This window comes from Thalassospira profundimaris WP0211 (assembly GCF_000300275.1).
Classification (GTDB): Bacteria; Pseudomonadota; Alphaproteobacteria; order Rhodospirillales; family Thalassospiraceae; genus Thalassospira; species Thalassospira profundimaris.
The window spans coordinates 248,034-273,285 of sequence record NZ_AMRN01000005.1 but is presented as its reverse complement, the minus strand read 5'-3'; the positions used below and the strand labels follow the sequence as shown (position 1 = coordinate 273,285).

The 25,252-nt window shown below is 54.7% G+C and carries 25 protein-coding genes and 1 tRNA gene; 10 read left to right on the top strand and 16 right to left on the bottom strand.

Going from position 1 to position 25,252, the window contains the following annotated elements; translation table 11 throughout:
- Window positions 1-121: 121 nt before the first annotated feature.
- The 6 genes from TH2_RS11815 to TH2_RS11790 all read left to right on the top strand — a co-directional run bounded on the left by TH2_RS11815 (window position 122) and on the right by TH2_RS11790 (window position 6,480).
- Window positions 122-1,318 carry an ABC transporter substrate-binding protein gene (locus tag TH2_RS11815; protein ID WP_008890666.1) on the top strand — a complete coding sequence of 399 codons (1,197 nt, stop codon included), beginning with the start codon at window positions 122-124 and terminating at the stop codon, window positions 1,316-1,318.
- A 141-nt stretch (window positions 1,319-1,459) separates the two neighbouring features.
- A complete protein-coding gene (locus TH2_RS11810; protein ID WP_008890665.1) occupies window positions 1,460-2,242 on the top strand; it encodes an ABC transporter ATP-binding protein in 783 nt (260 codons plus the stop codon).
- Complete coding sequence (locus TH2_RS11805; protein ID WP_008890664.1) at window positions 2,239-2,946, top strand: ABC transporter ATP-binding protein; 708 nt, start codon at window positions 2,239-2,241, stop codon at window positions 2,944-2,946. Before TH2_RS11810 ends, TH2_RS11805 begins: the two co-directional genes overlap by 4 nt.
- Before the next feature lie 12 nt (window positions 2,947-2,958).
- Window positions 2,959-3,969 carry a branched-chain amino acid ABC transporter permease gene (locus TH2_RS11800; RefSeq protein ID WP_008890663.1) on the top strand — a complete coding sequence of 337 codons (1,011 nt, stop codon included), beginning with the start codon at window positions 2,959-2,961 and terminating at the stop codon, window positions 3,967-3,969.
- Window positions 3,966-5,297: a branched-chain amino acid ABC transporter permease gene (locus tag TH2_RS11795; RefSeq protein ID WP_040823613.1), complete on the top strand. Its 1,332-nt coding sequence runs from the start codon at window positions 3,966-3,968 to the stop codon at window positions 5,295-5,297. Before TH2_RS11800 ends, TH2_RS11795 begins: the two co-directional genes overlap by 4 nt.
- Before the next feature lie 145 nt (window positions 5,298-5,442).
- Window positions 5,443-6,480 (top strand): DMT family transporter, encoded by a 1,038-nt coding sequence (locus TH2_RS11790; RefSeq protein ID WP_081579307.1) that lies wholly within the window; start codon window positions 5,443-5,445, stop codon window positions 6,478-6,480.
- A 97-nt stretch (window positions 6,481-6,577) separates the two neighbouring features.
- Here TH2_RS11790 and TH2_RS11785 read toward each other — a convergent pair whose 3' ends face one another.
- On the bottom strand, window positions 6,578-7,942 hold the full coding sequence (locus tag TH2_RS11785) for a dicarboxylate/amino acid:cation symporter (protein ID WP_081579306.1): 1,365 nt from the start codon (window positions 7,940-7,942) through the stop codon (window positions 6,578-6,580).
- A gap of 191 nt (window positions 7,943-8,133) precedes the next feature.
- Between TH2_RS11785 and TH2_RS11780 the strand changes: the two genes are divergently transcribed.
- The 3 genes from TH2_RS11780 (at window position 8,134) to TH2_RS11775 (ending at window position 10,604) form a co-directional block, all read left to right on the top strand.
- A complete protein-coding gene (locus TH2_RS11780; RefSeq protein ID WP_008890659.1) occupies window positions 8,134-9,183 on the top strand; it encodes a DMT family transporter in 1,050 nt (349 codons plus the stop codon).
- Window positions 9,141-9,512 (top strand): helix-turn-helix domain-containing protein, encoded by a 372-nt coding sequence (locus TH2_RS20785; protein WP_081579305.1) that lies wholly within the window; start codon window positions 9,141-9,143, stop codon window positions 9,510-9,512. Before TH2_RS11780 ends, TH2_RS20785 begins: the two co-directional genes overlap by 43 nt.
- Before the next feature lie 282 nt (window positions 9,513-9,794).
- Complete coding sequence (locus tag TH2_RS11775; RefSeq protein ID WP_008890657.1) at window positions 9,795-10,604, top strand: hypothetical protein; 810 nt, start codon at window positions 9,795-9,797, stop codon at window positions 10,602-10,604.
- Window positions 10,605-10,883: 279 nt separating this feature from the next.
- Here the strand turns inward: TH2_RS11775 and TH2_RS11770 are convergent, their stop codons facing one another.
- The 14 genes from TH2_RS11770 to cysE all read right to left on the bottom strand — a co-directional run bounded on the left by TH2_RS11770 (window position 10,884) and on the right by cysE (window position 23,028).
- Complete coding sequence (locus TH2_RS11770) at window positions 10,884-12,035, bottom strand: nucleotidyl transferase AbiEii/AbiGii toxin family protein (protein WP_008890656.1); 1,152 nt, start codon at window positions 12,033-12,035, stop codon at window positions 10,884-10,886.
- Window positions 12,036-12,637: 602 nt separating this feature from the next.
- A tRNA-Met gene (locus TH2_RS11765) sits at window positions 12,638-12,714 on the bottom strand.
- 195 nt (window positions 12,715-12,909) lie between these two features.
- On the bottom strand, window positions 12,910-14,055 hold the full coding sequence (gene mnmA, locus TH2_RS11760) for a tRNA 2-thiouridine(34) synthase MnmA (protein ID WP_008890655.1): 1,146 nt from the start codon (window positions 14,053-14,055) through the stop codon (window positions 12,910-12,912).
- Window positions 14,056-14,172: 117 nt separating this feature from the next.
- Window positions 14,173-14,877 carry a thiaminase II gene (gene tenA / locus TH2_RS11755; protein WP_008890654.1) on the bottom strand — a complete coding sequence of 235 codons (705 nt, stop codon included), beginning with the start codon at window positions 14,875-14,877 and terminating at the stop codon, window positions 14,173-14,175.
- Between the two features lie 125 nt (window positions 14,878-15,002).
- A complete protein-coding gene (gene iscX, locus TH2_RS11750) occupies window positions 15,003-15,200 on the bottom strand; it encodes a Fe-S cluster assembly protein IscX (protein ID WP_008890653.1) in 198 nt (65 codons plus the stop codon).
- A 54-nt stretch (window positions 15,201-15,254) separates the two neighbouring features.
- Window positions 15,255-15,590 carry a ferredoxin family 2Fe-2S iron-sulfur cluster binding protein gene (locus TH2_RS11745; protein ID WP_008890652.1) on the bottom strand — a complete coding sequence of 112 codons (336 nt, stop codon included), beginning with the start codon at window positions 15,588-15,590 and terminating at the stop codon, window positions 15,255-15,257.
- Window positions 15,591-15,744: 154 nt separating this feature from the next.
- Entirely contained in the window at window positions 15,745-17,643 is a 1,899-nt protein-coding gene (gene hscA, locus TH2_RS11740; RefSeq protein ID WP_008890651.1) for a Fe-S protein assembly chaperone HscA, read from the bottom strand.
- A 24-nt stretch (window positions 17,644-17,667) separates the two neighbouring features.
- The gene (gene hscB, locus TH2_RS11735) at window positions 17,668-18,288 is read right to left on the bottom strand and encodes a Fe-S protein assembly co-chaperone HscB (RefSeq protein ID WP_008890650.1); all 621 of its coding nucleotides are present in this window, start codon (window positions 18,286-18,288) and stop codon (window positions 17,668-17,670) included.
- A 152-nt stretch (window positions 18,289-18,440) separates the two neighbouring features.
- A complete protein-coding gene (locus tag TH2_RS11730; RefSeq protein WP_008890649.1) occupies window positions 18,441-18,782 on the bottom strand; it encodes a HesB/IscA family protein in 342 nt (113 codons plus the stop codon).
- A gap of 44 nt (window positions 18,783-18,826) precedes the next feature.
- A complete protein-coding gene (iscU, locus tag TH2_RS11725; protein WP_008890648.1) occupies window positions 18,827-19,231 on the bottom strand; it encodes a Fe-S cluster assembly scaffold IscU in 405 nt (134 codons plus the stop codon).
- A 92-nt stretch (window positions 19,232-19,323) separates the two neighbouring features.
- Window positions 19,324-20,547 carry an IscS subfamily cysteine desulfurase gene (locus tag TH2_RS11720; protein ID WP_008890647.1) on the bottom strand — a complete coding sequence of 408 codons (1,224 nt, stop codon included), beginning with the start codon at window positions 20,545-20,547 and terminating at the stop codon, window positions 19,324-19,326.
- Between the two features lie 27 nt (window positions 20,548-20,574).
- Window positions 20,575-21,702 carry a cysteine desulfurase family protein gene (locus TH2_RS11715; RefSeq protein WP_008890646.1) on the bottom strand — a complete coding sequence of 376 codons (1,128 nt, stop codon included), beginning with the start codon at window positions 21,700-21,702 and terminating at the stop codon, window positions 20,575-20,577.
- A 49-nt stretch (window positions 21,703-21,751) separates the two neighbouring features.
- The gene (locus TH2_RS11710; protein ID WP_008890645.1) at window positions 21,752-22,234 is read right to left on the bottom strand and encodes an Rrf2 family transcriptional regulator; all 483 of its coding nucleotides are present in this window, start codon (window positions 22,232-22,234) and stop codon (window positions 21,752-21,754) included.
- A gap of 74 nt (window positions 22,235-22,308) precedes the next feature.
- The gene (gene cysE, locus TH2_RS11705) at window positions 22,309-23,028 is read right to left on the bottom strand and encodes a serine O-acetyltransferase (protein WP_081579304.1); all 720 of its coding nucleotides are present in this window, start codon (window positions 23,026-23,028) and stop codon (window positions 22,309-22,311) included.
- 245 nt (window positions 23,029-23,273) lie between these two features.
- Here cysE and TH2_RS11700 point away from each other — a divergent pair, with 245 nt between their 5' ends.
- Window positions 23,274-23,912, top strand: a complete 639-nt coding sequence (locus TH2_RS11700) for an alpha/beta hydrolase (RefSeq protein WP_008890643.1) — start codon at window positions 23,274-23,276, stop codon at window positions 23,910-23,912.
- A 40-nt stretch (window positions 23,913-23,952) separates the two neighbouring features.
- Here TH2_RS11700 and TH2_RS11695 read toward each other — a convergent pair whose 3' ends face one another.
- A complete protein-coding gene (locus tag TH2_RS11695; RefSeq protein WP_008890642.1) occupies window positions 23,953-25,068 on the bottom strand; it encodes an anhydro-N-acetylmuramic acid kinase in 1,116 nt (371 codons plus the stop codon).
- Between the last annotated feature and the right edge of the window lie 184 nt (window positions 25,069-25,252).

The following is a 25,252-nucleotide window of genomic DNA, read 5'->3' as shown; positions in this document are numbered from 1 at the left end:
CCACCCGCCCCATATGCAAGAGCGATTTTGTAACTTAAAGTTAAGAAACTGGAAACGCGTTGTGTTTTCTGTATACTGCCCCACGAATATAAAGGCCCAATAAAACAGGGAAGGCTACACTATGGGAAAACTCTCTACCCTCCTCTTCTCGGCAGCCCTTTCGACGGCTGTCGTCGCAGGCGCATCTGCACAGGAACAGGTAAAGATCGGCATGCTGCAAGGCTTCACCGGCCCGACGGAATCACTCGTCAAGCCGATGGCACTTGGCGGCGAATTGGCCATTAAGGAAGTTTCCGACAGCGGCCTGCTGCTTGGCGGGCGTGAAGTTGTTTCGGTACGCGGTGACAGTACCTGTATCGACGCAGCAGCAGCCACCGCGGCGGCTGATCGTCTTGTGACGTCTGATGGCGTTCACGGCATTAACGGTGCGACCTGCTCTGGCGCGACCACGGCCATCCTGAACAACGTTGTCCGCGCAAACGGCATCGTGATGATTTCGCCGTCGGCAACCTCGCCGGCGCTGAGCGAAATCGAAGATGACGGTTACTTCTTCCGTACCGCACCGTCGGACGCACGTCAGGGCCAGATCATTGCTGAAATCCTTGATCGTCGTGGCATCAAATCGGCTGCGCTGACCTACACCAACAACGACTATGGCAAGGGTCTTGCTGACGCCATTCAGGCGGCCTACGAAGCAAAAGGCGGCAAAATCACCGCCGTTGCAGCCCATGAAGACGGCAAAGCCGACTATTCTGCTGAAATCGGCACCCTGGCATCTGCCGGTGGTGAAGTTCTGATTGTTGCCGGTTACCTTGATCAGGGCGGCAAAGGCATCATCCAGGCATCGCTTGATACTGGTGCGTTCGACAAGTTCGTCCTGCCGGACGGCATGGTTGGTGAAGCGCTGACCGATAACTTCGGTGATATGCTTGATGGCTCGATCGGCACCAACCCGGGTACTGACAGCCCGGGCGCGTCCATGCTGGCCGAACTGGCTTCGGGCAAGGGCTTCAAGGGTGATGACCCTTATGTCCCGGAAGCATATGACGCATCTGCACTGCTTCTGCTGGCCATGCAGTCGGCTGGTTCGACGGATAGTGCTGTCTACAAAGACCACATCCTGAAAGTCGCCAATGCACCGGGTGAGAAAATCTATCCGGGTGAACTGGCCAAGGCGCTTCAGATCCTCGCTGATGGTGGTGACATCGACTATGTCGGTGGTACCGCGCTCGAACTGATCGAGCCGGGCGAGTCCGCTGGTAGCTTCCGTGAAACGGAAATCAAGGGCGGCAAGTGGGAAACGGAGATGTACCACTAAGCCGATCATCCTTTGATCGCTAACGACGCTGGAACTGTCAGAGACTTCGGTTTCTGGCAGTTCCTCTATTACCGGGCCGTCACCGCAATATATCTCTGATTTCCCCGGTACAGAACGCATGACAAGGGTCAAAAACTCCCAATGATACGGGTCGAAAACATCGCCAAGAATTTCGGCGGCATTCAGGCAGTCGATGGCGTATCGCTATCCATTGAAAAAGGTTCCATCACCGGCCTGATCGGGCCGAATGGTGCCGGTAAAACAACATTGTTCAATATTATTGCGGGCGTCTTTCCGCCGTCTTCGGGGAAAATCTTCCTTGATGACGAAGACGTAACCCACCTTGAACCGCACGAACTTTTCCACAAGGGCCTTTTGCGAACCTTCCAGATTGCGCACGAATTCTCGACACTAAGTGTGCTGGACAATCTGATGGTGGTTCCGGGCAATCAGCCGGGCGAACAATTGCGCCATAGCTGGTTTAACTATTCCCGCGTCAAAGAAATCGAAGCCCAAAATTACGAGCGCGCGCTTGAGGTGATCGATTTCCTTGAGATTGACCATATCAAGCATGAGCTGGCGGGCAATCTTTCCGGTGGTCAGAAGAAACTGCTGGAACTGGGCCGCACCATGATGGTCGAACCCAAGATCGTCTTCCTTGATGAAGTTGGTGCCGGTGTGAACCGTACGCTGCTTAATACCATTGCGACCTCGATCAAGCGCCTCAATGAAGAGCGCGGCTATACCTTCTGCCTGATAGAACACGACATGGATTTCATTGCCAGCCTGTGTGACCCCGTGATCGTCATGGCCGAGGGCAAGGTCCTGACCGAGGGTACGATCGAAGAGGTCAAAAATAACGAGGAGGTCATCGAGGCCTATCTCGGCACAGGTCGCAAGCATGAACGGAAGGTGCCGTCATGAGTTTCTTAAGCGCAACCGGCATGACCGGCGGCTATGGCGGCAGTGATATCCTTCATGACTGCACGATTACCGTTGAAAAGGGCGAAATCGCCGTTGTCGTCGGCCCCAATGGTGCCGGCAAATCAACCGCGATGAAGGCAGTGTTCGGCATGCTGAACCTGCGTGAAGGATCGGTGGTTCTGGATGGCAAGGATATTACCAACCTTGCCCCGCAGGAACGCGTGCCCGAGGGCATGGGCTTTGTGCCCCAGAACCGCAACGTGTTCGTTTCGATGACGGTCGAGGAAAACCTCGATATGGGGGCCTTCATCCGCAAGGACGACAAGATCGAGGAAACCAAGCAACAGATTTTCGATCTGTTTCCGATCCTTGGCGAAAAACGCAATCAGCCCGCAGGTGAGCTTTCCGGTGGTCAGCGCCAGCAAGTCGCGGTTGGTCGGGCACTTATGACCCAGCCAAAGCTGCTTATGCTCGATGAGCCGACCGCGGGTGTTTCGCCCATCGTGATGGATGAATTGTTCGACAAGATCGTGGAAGTCGCCAGAACCGGCGTCGCCATTCTGATGGTTGAACAAAATGCCCGTCAGGCGCTTGAGATCGCCGATCACGGTTTTGTCCTGGTGCAGGGACGCAACCGGTTCACCGATACGGGCGAAGCCCTTCTCGCCAACGAAGAAGTTCGCCGCTCCTTCCTGGGCGGCTAAGTGGGGACTTGAATGGAAATTCTTAACGCACTCGCGCTGTTTACCAATTTTGTGGTCGTTCCGGCGACTGCCTATGGTGCACAGCTCGCCCTTGGGGCGCTTGGCGTCACACTTATTTTCGGCATCCTGCGCTTTGCGAACTTTGCGCATGGCGAGTTGATGTCATTTGGCACCATGATCACGATTTTGGTCACCTGGTTCCTGCAAAATATGGGCGTTTCTATCGCCCCCTTCCCGACCGCCCTTCTGGCGTTGCCGATTGGGATATTGGCCGCCATCAGTATGGCGCTTGTCATGGATCGGATGGTGTTCCGGTTTTATCGCAAGCAGCGCTCAAACCCGATTGTCTTTGCCATTGTTTCGGTCGGTGTCATGTTCCTGATTGCCGGCATTATCCGTATCGTCATCGGCCCGGCCGATCAAAGCTTTGCCGATGGTGAACGTTTTATCATTGGCGCGATTGATTCACGCCGTGCCTTGGGCCTTGATGAAGGTATTGCGATCAAGCAAAGCCAGTTGATCACGGTGGTTGTCACCGCCATTGTCGTTGCCTGGCTGTTCTGGTTCTTGCAGAAAACCCGGTCGGGCAAGGCCATGCGTGCCTATTCCGATGACGAGGATCTGGCGCTGCTTTCGGGCATCAACCCGGAACGTGTGGTGATGATCTGCTGGATTATCGCCGCGGCCCTCGCGGCCATCGCCGGCACGCTGTATGGCCTTGATAAGACCTATAAGCCGTTCATCTTCTTGCAGATCCTGCTTCCGATCTTTGCCGCCACCATTCTGGGCGGTATCGGGCAACCGGTCGGCGCGATTTTGGGCGCGTTCATTGTTGCCTTCTCCGAGGTGACGGTAACCTATGCCTTCAAAAAGTTCCTGACCTATCTCGGCCCGACGGACTGGGCGCCGGACGGGCTCGTGCAACTTCTGTCGACGGACTACAAGTTTGCAGTCTCCTTCATCATTCTGGTCGCGGTTCTTCTGATCCGGCCAACCGGTATTATTCGTGGGAAAGTGATATGACGAAGAGAGTTGCGCTCCTATATGGCCTGATGTGCCTGGTGTTGATCGCGATCGGCTTTCTTCAAAGCTGGAATGTCGCCTTTGGCATCTTCAATCTTTGTGTGATTTCTGCGGTGATGGCGCTCGGCGTCAATATGCAGTGGGGCTATGCCGGCCTGTTTAATGTCGGGGTGATGGGCTTTACAGCACTCGGTGGCCTTACCGCCGTTCTGGTCTCGATGCCGCCTGTGGGCGAAGCCTGGGCCGCTGCGGGTGGGGATATTGCCCTATCCTTGCTGAGCCTTGCGGGAACGATCATTGCGGTCATTTACGCCCGCCGCTTTGTTCATCCGGCATTGAAGCTTCCGGTCACGCTTGTTCTTTTGCTGGCGGGCTACTTCCTGATTGGTGTGTTCTTTGGTCCGGCGACCGATGCGATTGAAAGCATCGACCCGGCGCTCAGTGGTTATCTTGGTGGTGCGGGCTTGCCCGTTCTTGTCGCCTGGCCGCTTGCCGGTCTGGTGGCCGCTGGTGGCGGCTGGCTGATCGGGCGGATCGCGCTAGGCCTGCGGGCCGATTATCTGGCGATTGCCACCCTTGGCATTTCCGAGATCATCATTGCGATCATCAAGTACGAAGAATGGCTGTCGCGCGGGGTTAAAAACGTCACCGGCATTCCGCGTCCGGTGCCCTATGAAGTCGACCTGATCGAAAGTGAATGGTTCATCAGTCTGGCCAACTTCTTTGGTGCGAGCGAGATTTCCGATGCTGCCAGCCTGTTTGTCAAACTGTGCTATGCGGTGCTGTTTGTCATCGTGCTTGCAATCATCATGTGGTTTGCCGAACGCGCCTTGAAGTCGCCGTGGGGCCGCATGATGCGTGCCATTCGTGACAACCGTGATGCGGCGGCTGCGATGGGCAAGGACGTCAAACGCCGCCACCTTCAGACCTTTGTACTGGGCTGTGCCGTGTGCGGGGTTGCCGGTGCGATGCTGACCACCCTTGATGGTCAGTTAACACCAACCAGTTACATCCCGCTGCGCTACACCTTCCTGATCTGGGTGATGGTGATCCTTGGTGGTTCGGGCAACAACTGGGGCTCGATCCTCGGTGGCTTTATCATCTGGTTCCTCTGGGTCGAGGCAGAGCCGTTTGGCAACTGGTTCATGTCAACGATCACCGCCCCGCTTGGCGAAGGATCGGAGCTTGCCCAGCACCTGGTCGCCGGTGCGGCCTATATGCGCTATCTGATGATGGGGGCGATCCTTTTGATCGTCATGCGGTTTGCGCCAAAGGGGCTGATCCCCGAGGCCACCAACCGATCAACAGCAATGACGCGGTCTTCCTAAACAGACACGTTAAATAGAACGGGGCGGATACAGTGCAGTATCCGCCCCGTTTTTTTATGCGTCGAACCCGTCGCAAAATCCGAAAACACCGCAAGAACGTGAAAGCCAGGTGACGCTGACTGTGGCCTATTGGCGGTTACCGGATATGCCCCATATATTCGCAAATTCCCTGATTGGTCCCCGCGCGCCGCCAACCTGCGTGACCAGTTCTGCGTCACCCGTCACCCTTCGTGCCACTGCCCCTCGCGCACGTGCTGTTTTGAAAGCCCCGATTATGACAGCCCTTTTGTTCGTGATTGTCACTGCCTGCTGGGGATTTACCTGGTATGCGATCAAACTTCAGATCGGACCGATCCCGGTCGAAATTTCGATCTTCTATCGCTTTGCGCTGGCGGCGGTCGTTTTGTGCGGCTTCCTGTTGATAGCGCGCAAATGGCGCCCTGTGCCATGGCACGCCCATCCATGGATCGTGCTTTTGGGCTGCGGGCTGTTTGGCATCAACTTTATCCTGATGTATTCGGCGACCGGCTATATCGCCAGCGGCATTGTCGCGGTGATTTTCACCACCTCGACCATTTTCAATGCGCTGGGCAACTGGGCCTTTTACGGCAACCGCCCGGGCTTGCGCTTTGTCTTTGGTGCGGCCTTTGGGCTTGCTGGTATCGCCTGTCTGTTTGCCAACCAAATCTATGCCCTGTCGCACAACGCCAATGCCATCACCGGCATGCTGCTTGCGCTTGGCGGCACGGCGGTGTTTAGCTGCGGCAACATGGTGTCGGTCAAACTCAATCGTATGGGCATACCCAACCGCGATGCGGTCGCGCGTGGCATGATCTATGGCACGGTGTTGCTGTTCATCTTTGCCATGTTCCGCGGCCAGACGCCGGTCATGCCGACCGACCCGATCTATATCGGTGGCTTGCTGTATCTCGCCATTCCGGGATCGGTCGTGGCGTTTATCGCCTATCTCGCACTGGTCAACCGGGTCGGTGCCGGACGTGCGGCCTATGTCACCGTGCTGTTCCCGGTGGTCGCCCTTACCGTCTCGACCTTCCTTGAAGGCTATGTCTGGACCCCGATTGGCGCGACCGGTCTTGCGATGGTGTTGCTTGGCAACATCACGATCTTTGCGCGGCTTCCGAAATTCATGCAGTTGAACAGGAAGGCAGTTGCAGCGGAATAACGTGGCAACATTTTTAGAAACCAACAAAACAGAGTGCCATGTACAATCTGTTTTTCTTTCTATCGAGTGTTTTCAAACCCTTGATCATCAAATGACGTCAGGTGCCATTCACTCGTTCGGTAGTCTCCGGCTCCTCATTTTCTGCATGATCAAGCTTGTCGAGCACGATGCACGCGACCAAATCACCGCAAACATTGACGACCGTCCGGCTCATATCCAAAAGGCGATCAACGCCCATGATCAGCGCGATACCTGATGCCGGAACACCAACAGACACGAGAATGGTCGACAGGATCACTATACCTACGCCCGGCGTTGCCGGGGACCCAATCGATGCACCAACCGACGTCAGCACAATAAGGATCAGACCGGCTGCACCGATCTCGACCCCGAAAACCTGAGCGATGAAGATCGCCGCGACCCCCTGATAAAGCGCTGTGCCATTCATATTGATGGTTGCGCCAAGCGGAATGACAAACTGACTGATGTGTTTTCGCACCCCCAAGGGGCCCTCTGCCGTCTTGATCGACAACGGCATCACCGCAGCAGAACTTGATGTCGAGAAGGCAAGCAACATGACATCCTTTGCGGCACTAAAGAACACCTTGGGCGACACGCCCGCGTAAACCCGCCCCACAACAAGCAACACACCGAGCATCAACAAAAGACCGAGAAGCACAGTACCGACATAAACAAGCACGCCCAACAACGCTTGCGGCCCCGTTTCCGCCGTTAATCGCGCCATCAGGCCGAATACGGCAAGCGGCGCAAGCCACATGGCCCACTTCACGATCGTCAGACAGACTTCTTGCAAGCTTGCCAGCAAATCAAGCACCGGCCGCGCCTTGTCACGTTGCATAACCACAAGGGCAACGCCGAAAATGCTGGCAAAGATCACCACCTGTAGCATGTTGCTCTCGACCATTGACGACAACGGGTTGGACGGCAGCAGGGTTAAAACACGATCGGGTAAATCCAGAATGCGCACACCGCCCGTTTCTGGTGCCCCACCTGACGCGTCAACAACGCTGGCAAGGCCAAGATTGGTCGCATCGACATAATCACCGGGACGAATGAGCAGCGCCAGGGCAATACCGATGGTCACAGCCACAGCCGTTGTCGCTACGAAGAAGAGGATTGCCCGTCCGCCCAACCGGCGCAACTGTTCGATATCATCTGACGAACACAAGCCGCGGATGATAGACGAGAAAACAAGCGGAATGACGATCATTTGAATAAGGGCAAGGAACAGATGCCCGGGAAACGCAAGCCAGTTCCCGACAACCGACGCCGTTTCCCTTGATAGCAACCCGGTGGTCGGCCCCATGATCAGCCCGGTACATACGCCGATGACCATGCCAACCAGCACCTGCAACCACAAGCGCCCGCGTACCAGTGACTGCAACGAATAGGCAAAAGGTAATAATGATCGACGACGCGGGTTGTCACTGTGAACTGTCATTTTCCATCCCGTGTTTACCGTCCCCGAACCAAAACCACCCTACCTTATGATCCAAACACCGGTCCAGTTGTTCGAAATATCGAAAAATCGCCTGTTAGGCCCAATCTTGCATTGAAGTCCGAAAGTGGCGAGCAGCAAAAAACCAATCCGCCTAATCTTCGTTGGTCACCAACAGATCGACGGAGCCCGCGATGCTGCCCCATGAAAACACCACACGTTTGATATCGCTTGATATGGAACTGTCTTCACGCCCGAAACATCGCGGCATTGATGGCCCAAGAAACCTCTCTACCGCAGGTGGCTTACATCCCAAACAACCGCCCACCCAACCCATGGACCGCATCAGTTGGTTAATGCTGATCTCGCTATCGGTCCTGTGGGGTGGGTCGTTTTTCTTTACCGAAATCGCGCTTGTCGATTTGCCGCCCCTGACGCTTGTGCTGTGCCGGGTGTCGATTGCGACCATGGTTCTTTGGTGGGTGGTATTGTTGCGCGATATCGCCATCCCGCGTGATCCGAAATTCTGGGCGGGCGTTGCCGTGATGGGCGGGCTTAACAACCTGATACCCTTTTGCCTGATTGTCTGGAGCCAGACACAAATCACCAGCAGCCTTGCCGCCATCCTGAATGCAACCACCCCGCTTTTTACCCTGCTGATTGCCCATATCGCAACCGACAGCGAGAAGCTCACCTTGCGCAAAACCATCGGTGTGCTGATCGGGTTTGGTGGTGTGATCGTGATTTTTGGCGTACCGACATCTGGCACGGAGGTTGGTCTGCTTGCCCCGGCGGCGGTTCTGCTCGCTGCGTTCAGCTATGGCTGCGCCGGGGTGTTTGGCAGACGTTTTGCCACCACCCCGCCGATCCTGACGGCGGCCGGCATGACCAGCGCGTCGAGCCTGATGCTCCTGCCGCTTTCGATCCTGATTGATCAGCCCTGGCACCTTCCCGTTCCCACCACCAGTACCATCCTTGCCGTGCTGGGCTTTGCAATGCTGAGCACGGCACTGGCCTATATCCTTTACTTCGCGATCCTCAAACGTGCCGGGGCAAGTAACCTTCTGCTTGTCACTTTCCTGATCCCGATCAGTGCAATTTTGCTGGGGGGCGGCTTTCTGGGCGAAGTGCTTTTGGGGCAGCACATGATCGGAATGGCGGTTATCGGACTTGGTCTGCTTGTCATTGACGGGCGGCTTTTATCTCGCCCCAAGCCAGCTCAGCCCGTCACGCCAACCAAATAAGAAAGGCCATACCCGCCATCCATGCCGATCCGGCCCATAACTGGGCGCTGGAAACCCTTGCAAGATGCTCTGGCATGTCCCGGTCCGCCTTCGCCGCCAAGTTCAAGGAAAGCGTTGGCGAGAGCCCGATGGGTTATTTGACCCGATGGCGGATGATGCTGGCTGGAGAAAGACTGATCACATCGCGCGAACCGATATCCCAAATCTCGCTCAGTTTGGGATATGAGTCCGAGAGTGCCTTCAGCACAGCGTTTAAGCGCGTGATGGGCTGCCCACCAGGAAGCTATTGCAAGGAAGGCTTGTCCCGACCAGACGTCAAAATGACTTGAACACCCCAAGCACAAAGAACTGAGACCAAACGAGCCCCGCATCGCAGAATTTTGTTAGTGGGAGAAATATGCGTCGCGCCCTAATGAGAGGAGCAGCACGGATCGTACAGCGCTCAACATCACTGGCAGTCGCTATTTTCTGACACTTGAATGATCAAATACACTTCATCTGAGCGCAAAAAACACCATTTAAACAAATGCCGCAATATTCCGAGCAACCTTTAGCCGACCGCACGATTTCAGGTAACTTCTTGAGATCATTTAATAAGAAAAGGGGCAAAGTTGGATATTCATCAAGAGTTTTTCGGAACAGAAAGCAGCATTGCTCTGATGAAGAGGAGTGCGGCTCTTTGGTCACTGATAAAGGACGATCCGAGATTTGCATATTACGGTCGGACGGTCGCCCTGTCCGATATACAGACCGACACCGCCGACATACTTGCATCTGTCGCCTCTTTGCTTGGCGCATCGGTTGCCTATTATTTCCCCAAATTCAAGGCAGATAAACTGTTCGCAGAACTGAAGGCACGCGGGTTTTCGTGCGACCGCCATGAACATTATTGGGGTGGTGAAGCCGCCTACGAGGCCAGCCGTCAAGCCCTTGATAAATATGACCTGCCAAGCGACCTGTCGATTGTAGCACTCGACAAAATGTCGCCGAATGAACTGGTCGCTGATGTTGCTGCACTTTGCCAATCCTGTGACGTCATGCCTGTGCCGGGCGCCATCATGCGGGGTCAAGGCAGGCGCGGTATAAACTTGGTTGCCATTGACGCTTCTGGCGCACCGATTGCGAGTGCATCTTCATTCGTGATGCATCATGCGTCCGGAGCGCGACCAAACGATGTATTTTGGGGCATGCTTGCCACGCGTGAGGACAGACGCGGCGAAAAGATCGGCTTAATTCTCGGTGCCAAGGCAATCATTCATATGTGGGAAAAAGAGGCTGCACGAGGTTTCATGACTGGAGTTCGCCTTGATAACCCCTCCTCGCAGGCGCTGTGCGACAAGCTGGGCGTAACGGACTCTGATTGGATCTATGCCTCTTGCATCAACAATGAAGTTCTCGGCCGAGCCAGTGTAACCAAGTAATCCATTTTAAAAAGGGGACTGTCCCCTTTTTCCCTTACTTTGATTGTAGCTAGGATGAACAAGCCCCAGACAAGCTCGGCGTTAACGGCAGGCGATGCACATCTGCCCAACTAGTGGATGACACCTTCAAGCGACAATCTCAGGCTTTCCAATGAACCGTTTCACTGCCTGGGTGATGTGTTAAGAGCCCTCAGCAAAGGGGTTAAACGAATAATCCCCTGTGCGCCAAGATGTTACTGAATTGAATTAGTGAATATAAAAACATTTAGCAGCAAAAAACTAAAATTCAGAACTTTTCTTTACTTCGACAAATACCTCATGACCATTTCTGTGACAGATGTAGTATGAATAAGTATATCCTACCTTGAAACTATAAGTCAGATACAAACTACAAGATACAACACTCTCGATCTCTATCCCGAAAACACCCCCAATATCACTCAAATCTATTTTAAAATTCTCGTAAGATGATTTTTTAATTTCAATACTATCCCCCACCTTTGATTCATTTGTTTTGATGACAGGTGTATCCATCAAAAATTTTTTGCTATCACTTACATTATTGGACTCAATATAATGTCTCTGACGTTTTTCTGCATCAACCAGTTTCCCTGAAAAAATTTCATCAACGCTTACAGTACATATTGACTGACCTGTTCGATTATTTATCCAATTCCGGAATTTAAGCTGAACATATTTTTGGATTTGCCACGATCTTTCGATAGGCTCCTTACTCATCCACCCCCTGTTAATCTCAATTTTTCTCCCAAAACCTCCAGAAACTCCTTTGACGCCAAGTGTGAAGCTAGAAGATCTACTTGATGTTTGTTTAAATTCAAATTCTACAGGTATGCTTAATTCTTCGATAGGATGAACATTGAAGAATGGAACCGCAATCTCTTCATTATGCTCTCCATCTAGGACAAAACCTTTTTTTACCCACTTAAGAATGTCATGCACATTTTCCGGCCCCAACTCAACTTCCCTGAATGTTTCAGACCACGAAATAATTGAATTGGAAAACTCACCAATATTACTGTTAATTAAATCCAGAACACAAAAACAAAACCCCTCCGCATGAGAATCAATTACATCCCCAATACTACCGTACAATTCTGCACCTAAACCGCCAGCAACAAGATCGAAAACATCACACACCTCGAAACCGCGATCATTAAACGCTTTACGACAAGCCTCGTAAAATCTCAGCACTTTATAGGATGCACTATTATCCCCAACCTCCGACCGACTACCCCAAGTAAATAACGGATCCAACTCAACACTTATGGTATCACGGTCAATCCTCAACTTAGCGATTTCTTTATTTCTCTCCCCCTGCGGAACAACGACCCCAAGCAACCTAGTTCTTCCGTTATCCCCCCAATTATCATTTAGCGAACCCGAGTTATCTGGCTGATATTCCTGGCTCATACAACATCTCCTAGCGTGCTAAAGCGAGGCAAAAATCACACTCTAATATTTCAAAACTGAACTCTTGTTAGCTTGGCGTGGAGAAATCGCCCCCCCGAAGACAACAATTTTCTCTAATTATAATCTACATTACCAACCAATTAGCTACACGACAGCTTTTGCCGTACGAAATCAACCAAAATGGATAGCCGATTACATTACGAGACCCACACTGTCTGAATCTAAACAACCGCCAACACAACTTCAAGGCGAAATTTCATAACAAAAAATACAACTATAGAAACCGCTAAATAAAACAAATGGCTAGTAGAGTGCGCGCAATATTGTTGTCAACGTTTGGAACTCATCCCATTTAACAGAAGGCAAATTACAGACGCTTCACCATTCTCGGGCAAACGAAGAGGAATTTGTCGAGTCAGCCTTTGGGCTGCTTTTTATCCTTGGGCAAAGCCCGGCGGACCGTTGCGCGTTTCGCGCAACGTCTCTCGAAAGCTGCGTGCCTCGCTTTCTCGCGAACCCTTGTTTTTTTTTGGGGGGGGCAAGCCCTCTCCGAGAATACAAATGAAACAAGCCCTGCATCAGAGATGCAGGGCCTATTTAATTGGTAGCCGAGGAGGGACTTGAACCCCCGACACGCGGATTATGATTCCGCTGCTCTAACCAGCTGAGCTACTCGGCCACAAGGAATTTTGTGGTGTTCCGGTGTGGTTGGAACGAGGCGGTTTTTAAGTCAGGGAGCCGTCCCCGTCAAGCGCCTTTTTGACGATTTTGTCAAAAAACCTTCCCGCAAAACTTCTGGCAAAACTTCTGGTGAAACTGGCGGGCGAGGAACATGCGCCCTCGCCCGTCCTATTCGATAATCGGGCAATCCCGATCAGGCAGCACTTGCCGTGTTACCAATCAGCTCTTCACGGGTGATCCAGCCACCGCCAAGCACGCGTTCACCCTGATAGAAGACACCGGCCTGCCCCGGTGCGATGCCGAACTGGGCATCATGCAGTTCAATGCGGGCTTCGCCGGATGCTTCCGGGTAGACGGTTGCCGTGGTCGGCTGCATGGCCGAGCGCAGTTTGACTTCGACCTCAACGCCGTTTTCATCGATCTGATCGCCATCAAGCCAGTTCAGCTCGCGGACATAGACCAGTTTCTTCGCCAAAGCCGCCTTGGGCCCGACAATGACCTGACGCTTTTCGGGCGAAAGTTTGACGACATAAAGCGGTTCTGCCGTACCCCCGATATTAAGACCACGCCGCTGCCCGACCGTGTAATGGATCAGGCCGCGATGATCGCCGAGCACATTGCCATCAAGATCAACGATCTCGCCGGGTTCACCGGCCTCTGGACGCAGCTTTTCGACCAGACGGGCATATTTGCCATCCGGGACAAAGCAGATGTCCTGACTATCGGGCTTGTCAGCGACTTCAAGGCCAAACTTGGCGGCAAGCGCACGGGTTTCCGCCTTGCTCATCAAATGGCCCAACGGGAAGCGCAGGAAATCAAGCTGTTCCTGGGTCGTGGTAAACAGGAAGTAGCTTTGATCGCGGTTGGGATCGGCGGCACGATGCAGTTCGGCACGGCCATTGGCACCCAGTTTACGCTGCACGTAATGGCCGGTCGCCATGCAATCGGCCCCCAGGTCATAAGACGTTTCCAGCAGGTCGCGGAACTTGACGGTCTGATTGCATTTCACACATGGGATAGGGGTTTCGCCGCGCATGTAGCTGTCGGCGAAATCATCGATCACTTCTTCGCGGAAGCGTGATTCGTAATCGAGCACGTAATAGGGAATGTCGATATCCTCGGCCACTTTGCGCGCGTCATAAATATCGCGCCCGGCACAACAGGATTTCGCACGGGTCGGGGCATTGGCCCCCATATCATAAAGCTGAAGCGTGATGCCCACCACGTCATAGCCTTCTGATTTCAGAAGGGCTGCAACGGCAGAGCTATCAACCCCGCCCGACATGGCAACAACCACGCGGGTATCTTCCGGGGCTTTATCAAAGCCAAGAGAGTTCATGTTTCTCACCCATCCGTGGGTCAAGGCCACGGCGACAAGAGGTTAATCCAAAAAGGCAACGGGCGGCGCATACGCCACCCGCAAAATATCGTTCGGGCTTATATAGGCGATCTTGGCCTATTTTGCCAGATCAAGTCCCATCTGCCAAAAATCGGCTTCAAGGCGGCTTGCGATGGTAAAGGTATCCACCAGCCCTTCGAGGCGGCGATGCCCACCACGCGTGGCAACTGTGTGTTCAAGCAACTCGATCTCGGCCTTTGCCACGTCCTGGAATTCGTCAGACGCATACATTTCAATCCACGCCCGATACGGATTGCCGTCAAGCACAGTATCAGAACTTGCCATCAGGCGGTTTGCGATTTCGGCATAGCCCACCATACAGGGCATCAGGGCCACCTGCAGGTCCACCACGTCCCCCTGATGACCGCGATCAAGCACATAGCGGGTATAGGTGATGCACGCCCGTGCCTCGGCCTCTGCGACGATATCGGCCTCGGACAGGCCCCAGCCTTTGCAGAAGTCGAGATGCAGGCTCATTTCCATATCAAGGATGGCGTGAACGGTGCCGGAAAACTGGCGCATGGCATGCAGGTCTTCGGCCTTATAGGCCGCCAGCGCATAGGCGCGCGCAAACTGGATCAGGAACAGGTAGTCCTGAATGAGGTAATGCTTGAACGCGGCCTCGGGCAATGTGCCGTTGCCAAGCTGCTTGACGAAGTCATGGCAGACATAGCTTTGCCAGGCTTCGGGTGCGCAGGTGCGCAATTTGCCAAACAGACTATCGACGGGAATGATGTCGGTGAAGGTGGCGGGTTTGCTCATGCTGGTCCCTTCCCTGTTTATTCATGGTGGCTCAAACAAAAACGGACCAGCCCGCATGTTGCAGGCCGGTCCGCATTTTCGTGATCAGGGTGCAGGCCGTTTGGCGCACATCACACTCATCGAAATCAGTCGTCGCGCTCGTCGATCCAGGCCATCTGGATGGCTTCAAGAATCTTCTCGTTCGACTTCGAAGGATCGTCTTCAAAACCTTCAAGCTCGGTGACCCATTTGTGCAGGTCGGTAAAGCGAAGGTTGAGGTTATCCTTGTCCGGATGGGCTTCCTCAAGCTCGATCGCGATGTCCTGAATGTCTGTCCAACGCATATCCGTCTCCTTTGACACCGGGCGGCAATGCGCCCGGTCAGCAGAAGGTGAAACTTACTTGTCGACCATCATGTTGCGGGTCGCGGACGGCAGTTTGACACGCAGACCGTCGAGCTCGTCGCTCATGATGATCTGGCAGCCCAGACGCGAGGTCTCGGTCAGGCCAAAGGCAAGGTCAAGCATGTCTTCTTCGTCTTCGGACGGTTCATCAAGCTTGTCAAACCAGTCATCTTCAAGAATGACGTGGCAGGTCGAACATGCCAGCGAACCTTCGCAAGCACCTTCAAGGTCAATGCCGTTCTTGTGGGCAGCTTCCAGAACAGACAGGCCGTCGGCGACTTCGAATTCCTTTTCGGTGCCATCCGGCTCGACAAAAACGATCTTAGGCATTTGTGCCTTTCTCCTCGGTAATACTTTTCGTTCGATCTCTGTTTATGCGCCCCGCGATACGGGTCGCTTATCCGGCCTGACCTTGGCGGTTGTCGGGGACAATCGCCGCAGTTCGCCGGTTTGTCAATTCCACCGGTGTCGATTAATTCACTTCCTAGTGAACTTCATCGACATTTTGCCCGGCAAGTGCCTGGCGGATCCGGCTATCCATACGGGCCTCGGCAAACGGGCGCGATGCATTTTCAAGCGCCTCGGCGGCGTCATTGATCGCATCGCGGTTATCGCCTGCGGCGGCCGTTTCAAGATTGGCAATGGCCTGCTTGATGTTGGCTTCGTCTTCCTTGGTCAAAAGCGCACGGTCGGCATCCATCGCGGCATTGACCGCAAGGATGTTGCGACGGGCTTCGACCCGGGCCTCGGTCAGGACACGCAGTTCCATGTCTTCGCGGGCATGGACCATGCTATCGCGCAGCATAGTCGCCATATCAGACTCATTGATGCCATAGGTCGGCTTGACCGCGACTTCCTGTTCAGTCCCGGTGGTTTCCTCGCGGGCCGAGACGGTCAGAAGGCCATCGGCATCGACATTGAACTGAACGCTGATGCGCGCAGCGCCAGCTGCCATCGACGGAATACCGGTCAGGGCAAAGCGCGCGAGCGAGCGGCATTGATCAACCATTTCACGTTCGCCCTGCACCACATGGATCATCATGGCCGACTGACCATCCTGATAGGTCGTGAATTCCTGTGCCTTGGTGACCGGGATCGGGGTGTTGCGGTCAATGACCTTTTCAACAATCCCACCCATGGTTTCAAGACCAAGCGACAGCGGCGTGACATCCAGAAGAAGGTTGTCAGAGCCGCCTGTCAAAGCCTCTGCCTGAAGGGCAGCACCAAGGGCAACGACTTCGTCCGGGTCGATGTCTGACAGCGGTTCCTGTTCAAACAGATCAGCCACCGCCTTGCGCACAGCCGGCACACGGGTAGAACCACCAACCAGCACGACACCCTTGACGTCTTCGGGCAAGACATTGGCGTCATCAAGCACCTGTTCGGTGATGGCGGCCGTGCGGGCAACCAGCTTGGCGATCATCGCATCAAACTGTTCGCGCGTTACAGTGTGTTTGGTGTCCGTGCCATTGAGTGCCACGGTGACTTCGACACTGTTCTGATCGGTCAGGCTTTCCTTGACCGTCCGGGCGGCCTTCAGCAGGCGTTTGGCGTCCGACGCATCAAGATCATCGGTGGCACCGCCATCCTTGCGTTCCGCCAGAAGATGTTCGGCAATGGCATGATCGAAATCATCGCCACCAAGGGCGGCATCACCACCGGTCGCCTTCACCTGGAAGACGCCCTTTTGCATTTTTAGAAGCGAGATATCAAAGGTCCCGCCGCCAAGGTCATAGACGGCATAAAGCCCCTCTGCCCCGTTATCGAGGCCATAGGCAAGGGCGGCAGCAGTCGGTTCATTGACCAGACGCAGGACTTCCAGACCGGCCAGCTTGGCGGCATCCTTGGTCGCGGTACGTGCGCCATCATCGAAATAGGCCGGGACCGTGATCACGGCCTTTTCGACCGGCTTATCAAGGCTTTCTTCCGCGCGTGCACGCAGTGCGCGCAGGATATCAGCTGAAACCTCGACCGGGGTTAAAACCCGGTTACCGACATTCAGGCGCACCATCATCGGTTCGCCGTTTTCGGTTTCGGATTTTTCCGGCACTTCGACGTGATACGGTAGCGTGCCGGCAACCGATTTGACGTCGTCCAGACCACGGCCCATCAGACGTTTCACCGATGAAACCACCCGGCTGGCATCCGAATTGATCTGATCACGTGCGGCTTCGCCGACAACCGGCGTGTCATCGCCGTAATAGACGACAGAGGGCACAATCGCATTGCCACCGGATTTATCACGCAGAACTTCCGGCTTTTCCGAGTTCGAGATTGCAACCACAGAGTTGGTGGTTCCAAGATCGATCCCGACAGCGATCTGGCGTTCGTCCTCATGCGGGAGGGGTGTTTCGCCTGGTTCGTGGATTTTTAGCAGAGCCATTCTTACGTCCAGTTTTTTCTATGATCAGGCAGCGGCAAGGCGCGATTTCTTCGCGCGCGCTTCCTCGGTCATTTTCATCAGATATCTTAAACGGGTGGCCAGTTTCTTGGCCGCGTCAAAGGATTGGCTGTCAAAGGCGGCACCCAGATCATTTTCACAGGCACGCGCCTGTTTGCGGGTATCCTTGATGATGGCATCGATGGTGATTTTATCCTTGGCATCGTCAAGGGCTTCACGCATTTCCATCGCTTCCATCAGAAGTTCCGGATCATTGACAGTATGGCCTTCGCCGCCTTCTGGCTCGTGCCCGGCCTGACGCAGCATATAATGTGCGCGTGCGACCGGATTTTTCAGCGTCTCGAAAGCTTCATTCAGGCTGGCGGCCTGTTGCGATGACAGCGCCTGTTCACGGCCGGATTTGGACGCGAACCGGTCGGGATGGAGCTTTTGTTGCTGCTTGAGGTAGGTCGCTTCCATCGCATCGACATCAACGTCAAAGGAACGCTCCAGACCAAAGCGGGTAAAATGATCCAGCTGGCCGGGGGCCTGAATGGCGTTGCAGGTTTCGCAAAACAGTGCGCTTGCGGCGACCGGCCCCTTGCAGGACCAGCAAACCTTGTGCGCAGGTTGTTCGGTGTTGCTCACGCGATGCACTTCCGAGGATTAAAAGACAAAAACAAATCAGTTCAAGAGGCGATGCGTGACCATCACCTGGTCACGTCACCCTTTTCAGGCGATGGCCCCGGCGATCTCGCCAGGGCCATAACCATTCAGAAAGCAGGGAAAGCCCGGCCTGATCAAACGTGGAAGGATTCCCCGCAACCACAACGACCTTTTTCGTTGGGGTTCCGGAAAACAAAGCCTTCCTCCATCGTGTTGACCTCGTAATCCATCTCTGTGCCAAGCACGAACATGATGGCTTTGGGGTCGATCAGGATTCTCACGCCGTCGTCAAGTTCGACAACTTCTTCGAAGCCGTCGGCACCATCGGCATATTCCAGCGTGTAGGACAGGCCCGAGCACCCTTTGCTGCGCACACCAAGCCGAATGCCGTGCGAAGGTTTCCCGCGGCTATCAAGCAGCGCCTTGATGTGATCAAGGGCGACCGGTGTGACAGAAATTGGTGACGGTAGAGCCATTTTATTCTCCCAAGATTCCGAAAACGATGGGGAGTGGGCGCTGCTTATTCAGCAGCGTCCACTTCCGCTGCGCCGTTTTTGGTTTTGTAGTCGCTGATTGCGGCTTTGATCGCGTCTTCAGCCAGGATCGAGCAGTGGATCTTGACCGGCGGAAGTGCAAGTTCCTCGGCAATCTGCGAGTTTTTGATCGAACCCGCTTCGTCAAGCGACTTGCCCTTGACCCATTCGGTGATCAGCGAGCTTGAAGCAATCGCCGAACCACAGCCAAAGGTCTTGAACTTCGCATCTTCAATGATCCCTTCCGGGGTCACCTTGATCTGCAGCTTCATGACGTCACCACATGCCGGTGCGCCGACAAGGCCGGTCCCGACAGAGGTTTCGTTTTTGTCCATGGAGCCGACATTGCGCGGGTTTTCGTAATGGTCGATCAGCTTTTCACTATAAGCCATGATAGGAATCCTCCTAAAAAGTCCTGAGTCTCTCTCACGAGACAGAATACATATCGAATGTGTCGATAGTACGTTTTCGGTCGTTGTCGTTCTTAGTGTTCAGCCCACTCGATCGACTTGATGTCGATGCCTTCCTGCGCCATTTCCCAAAGCGGGCTCATTTCGCGCAGACGCTCAACTGCGGTGCAGATGGCATCAACGGCTTCATCAAGCTCTTCCTTGGTGGTGTAGCGACCAATGCCAATACGAAGGGATGTATGGGCCAATTCTTCGTCAACACCAAGAGCACGCAGAACGTAAGACGGTTCCAGCGACGCCGAGGTGCAGGCAGAGCCCGAAGACACGGCAATGTTCTTGATGTCCATCAGAAGGCTTTCACCTTCGACATAGGCAAACGAAATGTTCAGGTTGCCGCTGACACGGACGTGTTCGTCACCATTGACATAGATGTCTTCGAGACGGTCACGGAAACGCTGAAGCGTGTAGTCACGCAGCTTTTCGATACGTGCGTTTTCCTCAGTCATTTCGTTGCTAAGAATGTCACACGCCTTGCCAAGACCAACGATCAGCGGGGTCGGAAGCGTACCGGAACGCATGCCGCGTTCCTGACCACCACCGGTGATCTGTGCGATCACACGAACACGCGGACGACGGCGAACATACAGCGCACCGATGCCTTTCGGGCCATAGATCTTGTGACCGGAAATCGACATCAGGTCGATCTTCATGTCATCAACATCAAGGTCGATCTTGCCCACCGCCTGCGCACAGTCGGTATGGAAGAAGACTTTGCGTTCGCGGCAGATTTCACCGATTTCCTTGAGCGGCTGAATGACACCGATTTCGTTGTTCACACCCATGACGGACACGAGTGCGGTTTCATCGGTGATGGCAGCCTTGAGTTCTTCAAGGTCTATCAGGCCGTTTTCCTTAACGCCAAGATAGGTCACTTTGTAACCTTCCTGCTCAAGGTGGCGGGCACTGTCGAGCACGCATTTATGCTCGGTGACAACCGTGATCAGGTGCGGCTTTTTCTTGCCATAGAACTTCATCACACCTTTGAGGGCGAGGTTGTTTGACTCCGTCGCACCAGAGGTAAAGATGATTTCCTTGGCCGACGCGCCAATGATCTTGGCAACCTGACCGCGTGCAACTTCAACCGCGTCCTCGGCTTCCCAGCCAAAGCTGTGGTTGCGCGAATGCGGGTTACCGAATTTCTCGGTGAAGTACGGCAGCATTGCCTCGACAACCCGCGGGTCGGTTGGCGTCGTCGCCTGATAGTCCAGATAGATCGGCTTTGCTTTAAGCTCGTTCATTTTAAAGGCTTCCTCACTCACTCTTTCTCAGGCAGCGTGACGCGCTTTCTTGCGCGCTGCATTACCCCTCATCCGGCTCCAAACGCGGATAAATGTATCAATGTCTTCGTTGGTGCTATCCAGTCCCAGACTGACCCGAATGGCCGATCCGGGCTCGGTAACACCCATTTCCCTAAGCACGTGGCTTTCACGTACCTTGCCTGATGAACAGGCTGATCCCGAACTGATGGCAACACCTGCCAGATCCATTGCCATGACCTGGGTTTCCCCGGGCATTCCTGGCAGGATCAGGCAACTCGTATTCACCAGTCGCTCCGTTCCCTTGCCGGCGATCAGAAGCTCAGGCGCCTCTGATGCCAATTCCGTTTCCAGGCGATCGCGCATCTGCGCGATATCCGCCATCCTTGCCATGTTGGCCTCGGCACGTTTGGCTGCGGCGTCAAAGCCTGCAATCCCGACAACGTTTTCCGTGCCGCCACGGCGATATTTTTCCTGCCCGCCACCCCGGATCTGGGGGACCAGCATCACGCCCGGCGCGATCGCCAGTGCGCCAATTCCTTTTGGACCGCCGATCTTGTGGGCCGAGATCGACACCATATCTACCAGCAAGCGCCCCATATCGACCGGTAACCGGCCCAGTGCCTGAACAGCGTCGCAATGGACCTTGGCACCATATTCGCGCGCCAGCAGACCAACCTTGGCAACCGGCTGAATAACGCCGGTTTCGTTATTGGCCAGCATGACCGAAACCAGAACCTTCTGCCCGGCATCGGATGCGTCTTTCAGCATCGCTTCAAGGGCATTCAGGTCAATCACGCCATTTTCATCCACCGGGATGCGTTTGGCGTCCGGTCTTGCTTCGATGACCGAAGGATGTTCGACCGCACTGGTAAATACGGTGACATCTTCCAACCCGTTCAGCGCCAGATTGTTGGCCTCGGTGCCGCCGCTGGTGAAGATGATCCGTTCTGAATCACCGCCCAACAGATCGGCAATGGTGCGTCTTGCATGATCAACGATCTTGCGGGCCGCACGGCCACTGGCATGAACCGAGGACGGATTACCTGCAACATCCATCGCAGCGATCATGGCCTGCTTTGCATCTTCGCAAAGCGGCGCGCTGGCGTTGTAGTCGAGATAAACCTGGTCGGTCATCAGTTTAAAATCATCCTTATTCGCATCTGCCCTCGATATAGAGGACCAACTACTGTGCCGCAACCTGTGACGGCTCTTCGATCTGGGTCGTTTTACCCGGGAAAGTCCGAAGCGTCCCCGCCACGTTGCGATCCACCACATCGGCAAGACTGACAGAGGCCAGATAAAGATAAATCTGGTTGCCGAGTTCTTCCCACAGTTCATGGGTCAGACAACGGCCCTTGTTGGTCTTGCAGCCCTTGGGCGAACCGGACTTGCAACGGGTTGCACGGATTGGTTCATCAACCGCCAGAATAACATCGGCAACACGGGTTTCAGTGGCATTGCGTGCAAGCAAATATCCACCACCCGGGCCGCGCACCGAACGGACCAGACCGCCCTTGCGCAATTTGCCAAACAGCTGTTCAAGATAAGAAAGCGAAATTTCCTGGCGGTCCGCAATATCTGCAAGTGCGACCGGTCGGTCCTTGCTGCTTTCAGCGAGATCGACCATCGCCATAACGGCATAGCGGCCTTTGGTACTCAGCTTCACGGTGCGTCCTCCTGCCTTGCTTTGGGGCTAACCCAGAGCGGGCTTTTCATTCATGTTGCGCGGTGGCGCGTATTCTATTCCGATGATGCGACGATACGCGGCTTTTCCGGTGTGGCATCAGATGCGGCCTTTTCACCCTCAAGGGCGACCACCTTGTTGCGCAGCGTTTCGACCTCACGGCCAAGTTCTTCAAGTGCGCGGGCAACCGGATCAGGCAGATCGCCAAGCGGCGTACCATAGGCACAGAACCGATCATCCTGTTCTCGGCGGACGATCTTGGCCGGGATACCGACAACGGTCGCACCCTCGGGCACTTCACCCAGGACCACGGCGTTGCCGCCAACACGTGCATTCTTGCGCACGGTAAACGGCCCAAGGATTTGCGCGCCGGACCCGACAATCACACCATCCTCGAGGGTCGGGTGACGTTTCAGGCCGCGCTGGCCGTCGCTATTCACACTTGGCGATGTCCCGCCAAGGGTAACGCCTTGATACAGTGTGACATCATCGCCGATCTCGGCGGTTTCGCCGATCACGACACCCATGCCATGGTCAATAAAGAAGCGCTTGCCAATCGTCGCACCCGGGTGAATTTCGATCCCGGTCAACCAGCGCAAAATCTGCGACAGGAAGCGTGCCGTCAGGCGAAAACCGCGCTGCCACAGCCAATGTGTCCCGCGATAGCCCATGATCGCATGAAACGCCGGATAGCTGATCACGACTTCCCAACGGGATCGCGCCGCAGGGTCACGGGCGATCATCGCGTCAATTTCCTGACGAATTAGCTTGAACATGGGGCGGTCCACTGTGTAATTAGTACCTTCGATTCCCGGCAGCCACGCCCAGCCCCGTCCTTGCACATAAGCAATTGTCGGGTTCGACAGGCACCATCGGGTTAGCCGGAATATAGGATAACCGAGTAACTTGGTCAAGTATTTGCCCAAAGCAATTTATGCGCAAACACGAAAAAACTTACAAAAACACTCGGATATTTTTGTTACACACATCTTTCCATTCGTGGACAGGAGCAGTCTGATCCATGCCTGAGGTCATTTTTAACGGCCCCGAAGGTCGCCTTGAAGGTCGCTACCACCATAACGGCGCTGACGATTCGCCCATCGCACTTATCCTCCATCCGAACCCGCAACAGGGTGGCACAATGAATAACAAGTTGTGCTTCAACATGTTCAACATGTTCAAGGATCGCGGCTATTCCGTCATGCGGTTCAACTTCCGTGGCGTCGGCCGCTCGCAGGGCGTATTCGATCAGGGGATCGGCGAACTGTCTGATGCGGCATCCGCGCTTGACTGGATGCAGACCTATAACGCCAATGCACGTGCAACCTGGGTTGCCGGTTATTCATTCGGTTCCTGGATCGGCATGCAGCTTTTGATGCGCCGTCCGGAAATTGACGGATTTATTTCGGTCGCAGCCCCGGCAAGTGAACATGACTTCACCTTCCTTGCCCCCTGCCCGTCATCCGGCATTCTGATCCATGGCACGCAGGACACCAACATTCCGGTCGCCTCGGTCAACAAGCTTGCCGACAAGCTTAATGCCCAGAAAGGCATTGAAGTTGACATGTGCGCGATTGACGGTGCTGATCACTATTTTGCCAAACAGCAAGACGAAGTGATCAAGCATTCGATTGCCTATCTGGACAAGCGCGGCGCCTAAACCGCCTACAGCCTGACCACACAAATAAAAGGCCGCCTGATCAGGCGGCCTTTTTCGTTGGGTAAAGCTTGCCTCCACAACAGGGCTCGGGCACGCCCGTGGTCCCCGGGAAGCTGAGCGGCAAGTCGCGCAAATGGCGCACAGCCAGGAAGCCAAAACATTCAGCCTCCACCGCATCACCATCCCAATCAAGCACGCCAACAGATTGCACCGGCACTGCCAGACGGGTTGCGAGTGTTTCCATGATATAATCGTTATGACGCCCGCCGCCGCAGACAAACCAGCCTTTGGGCGCAGCGGGCAGATGGTTCACCCCGGCAACGATGGCCGCCACCGTGCAATTGGCAAGCGTTGCCGCCCCGTCGGACACATTAAGCTTGGCCTCAACCACCAGCCCGTCAATGCGGGCCGCCATATCTTCGCGGTCCAGTGATTTCGGCGGGATGCGGTCAAAATACGGGTCTTCAAGGAATTTGACCTCGACCATCGGGTCACCAGTGCCCGAGGCCGCCGTTGCGCCATTCAGATCAACAGGATTACCGGTATGGCGCAACATCCAGTCATCAATCCGTGCATTGCCCGGCCCGCAATCAAAGGCCAACAGGCCGTCATCCCCGTCGATATAGGTAACGTTGGAAACCCCGCCGATATTCAGAACTGCCACGGGCAACTCAACACCGGCACTTTTGATCAGGGCGGCGTGATAGACAGGTGCCAGTGGCGCACCCTCCCCACCGGCGGCGACATCGGCCAACCTGAAATCGGCCACCACCGGGATGCCGGTTTTTTCCGCCAGCCTATGCGGCGTTCCGATCTGGCGCGTCAGGCCCGATGCCGGTTCATGAAACACGGTCTGGCCATGAAAGCCGATCACACCGATATCAGCGGACGACATGCCGGATTTATCCATCAGCATGTTAACGGCATCAACATGTACCTGTGTCAGATCATCGGCAACGACATGTTCGGTGTTGGTCGCGCTGCGATTGCCAAAGCAGGCCCGCATGCGTTCGCGCAATTCCGGCGCATAGGGCACAAAAATCGATTGTCCGGCGCGGCGCACTTCGATGCCATCGGTTTCAATCAGTGCTGCGTCCACCCCGTCAAGGGACGTGCCACTCATCATGCCGATTGCGGTTATCCAGCCTTGTGTCATGTCGTGCTCCGTGCGCGATCGCTGTTGGTTTTGAGCAGCCTAAAAGGAAATTATCGCGAATTCGTTACCCGTATGGCAGATCTGTTCGCCGATGCGTTGCCGAGCGGATGTTTTCTGTGCTAGATCATCGCCTCCGCACCGAATGGCGGATCAAATTTTCTATCACAACCAACATAGCGCAAAA

What these genes read in the sequence shown, in the direction of transcription:
- TH2_RS11805 (WP_008890664.1), top strand. Translation starts at nt 2,239, where the DNA reads ATGAGTTTCTTAAGCGCAACCGGCATGACCGGCGGCTATGGCGGCAGT.
- tenA (WP_008890654.1), bottom strand. Translation starts at nt 14,877, where the DNA reads ATGAGCAAACCCGCCACCTTCACCGACATCATTCCCGTCGATAGTCTG.
- iscU (WP_008890648.1), bottom strand. Translation starts at nt 19,231, where the DNA reads ATGGCTTATAGTGAAAAGCTGATCGACCATTACGAAAACCCGCGCAAT.
- TH2_RS11720 (WP_008890647.1), bottom strand. Translation starts at nt 20,547, where the DNA reads ATGAACGAGCTTAAAGCAAAGCCGATCTATCTGGACTATCAGGCGACG.
- TH2_RS11790 (WP_081579307.1), top strand. Translation starts at nt 5,443, where the DNA reads ATGCCCCATATATTCGCAAATTCCCTGATTGGTCCCCGCGCGCCGCCA.
- mnmA (WP_008890655.1), bottom strand. Translation starts at nt 14,055, where the DNA reads ATGAACTCTCTTGGCTTTGATAAAGCCCCGGAAGATACCCGCGTGGTT.
- TH2_RS11700 (WP_008890643.1), top strand. Translation starts at nt 23,274, where the DNA reads ATGCCTGAGGTCATTTTTAACGGCCCCGAAGGTCGCCTTGAAGGTCGC.
- TH2_RS11810 (WP_008890665.1), top strand. Translation starts at nt 1,460, where the DNA reads ATGATACGGGTCGAAAACATCGCCAAGAATTTCGGCGGCATTCAGGCA.
- TH2_RS11800 (WP_008890663.1), top strand. Translation starts at nt 2,959, where the DNA reads ATGGAAATTCTTAACGCACTCGCGCTGTTTACCAATTTTGTGGTCGTT.
- TH2_RS11715 (WP_008890646.1), bottom strand. Translation starts at nt 21,702, where the DNA reads ATGACCGACCAGGTTTATCTCGACTACAACGCCAGCGCGCCGCTTTGC.
- TH2_RS11695 (WP_008890642.1), bottom strand. Translation starts at nt 25,068, where the DNA reads ATGACACAAGGCTGGATAACCGCAATCGGCATGATGAGTGGCACGTCC.
- TH2_RS11795 (WP_040823613.1), top strand. Translation starts at nt 3,966, where the DNA reads ATGACGAAGAGAGTTGCGCTCCTATATGGCCTGATGTGCCTGGTGTTG.
- cysE (WP_081579304.1), bottom strand. Translation starts at nt 23,028, where the DNA reads ATGTTCAAGCTAATTCGTCAGGAAATTGACGCGATGATCGCCCGTGAC.
- TH2_RS11770 (WP_008890656.1), bottom strand. Translation starts at nt 12,035, where the DNA reads ATGAGCCAGGAATATCAGCCAGATAACTCGGGTTCGCTAAATGATAAT.
- TH2_RS11745 (WP_008890652.1), bottom strand. Translation starts at nt 15,590, where the DNA reads ATGCCTAAGATCGTTTTTGTCGAGCCGGATGGCACCGAAAAGGAATTC.
- TH2_RS11815 (WP_008890666.1), top strand. Translation starts at nt 122, where the DNA reads ATGGGAAAACTCTCTACCCTCCTCTTCTCGGCAGCCCTTTCGACGGCT.
- iscX (WP_008890653.1), bottom strand. Translation starts at nt 15,200, where the DNA reads ATGCGTTGGACAGACATTCAGGACATCGCGATCGAGCTTGAGGAAGCC.
- hscA (WP_008890651.1), bottom strand. Translation starts at nt 17,643, where the DNA reads ATGGCTCTGCTAAAAATCCACGAACCAGGCGAAACACCCCTCCCGCAT.
- TH2_RS11730 (WP_008890649.1), bottom strand. Translation starts at nt 18,782, where the DNA reads ATGGCTCTACCGTCACCAATTTCTGTCACACCGGTCGCCCTTGATCAC.
- TH2_RS11780 (WP_008890659.1), top strand. Translation starts at nt 8,134, where the DNA reads ATGCTGCCCCATGAAAACACCACACGTTTGATATCGCTTGATATGGAA.
- TH2_RS11785 (WP_081579306.1), bottom strand. Translation starts at nt 7,942, where the DNA reads ATGACAGTTCACAGTGACAACCCGCGTCGTCGATCATTATTACCTTTT.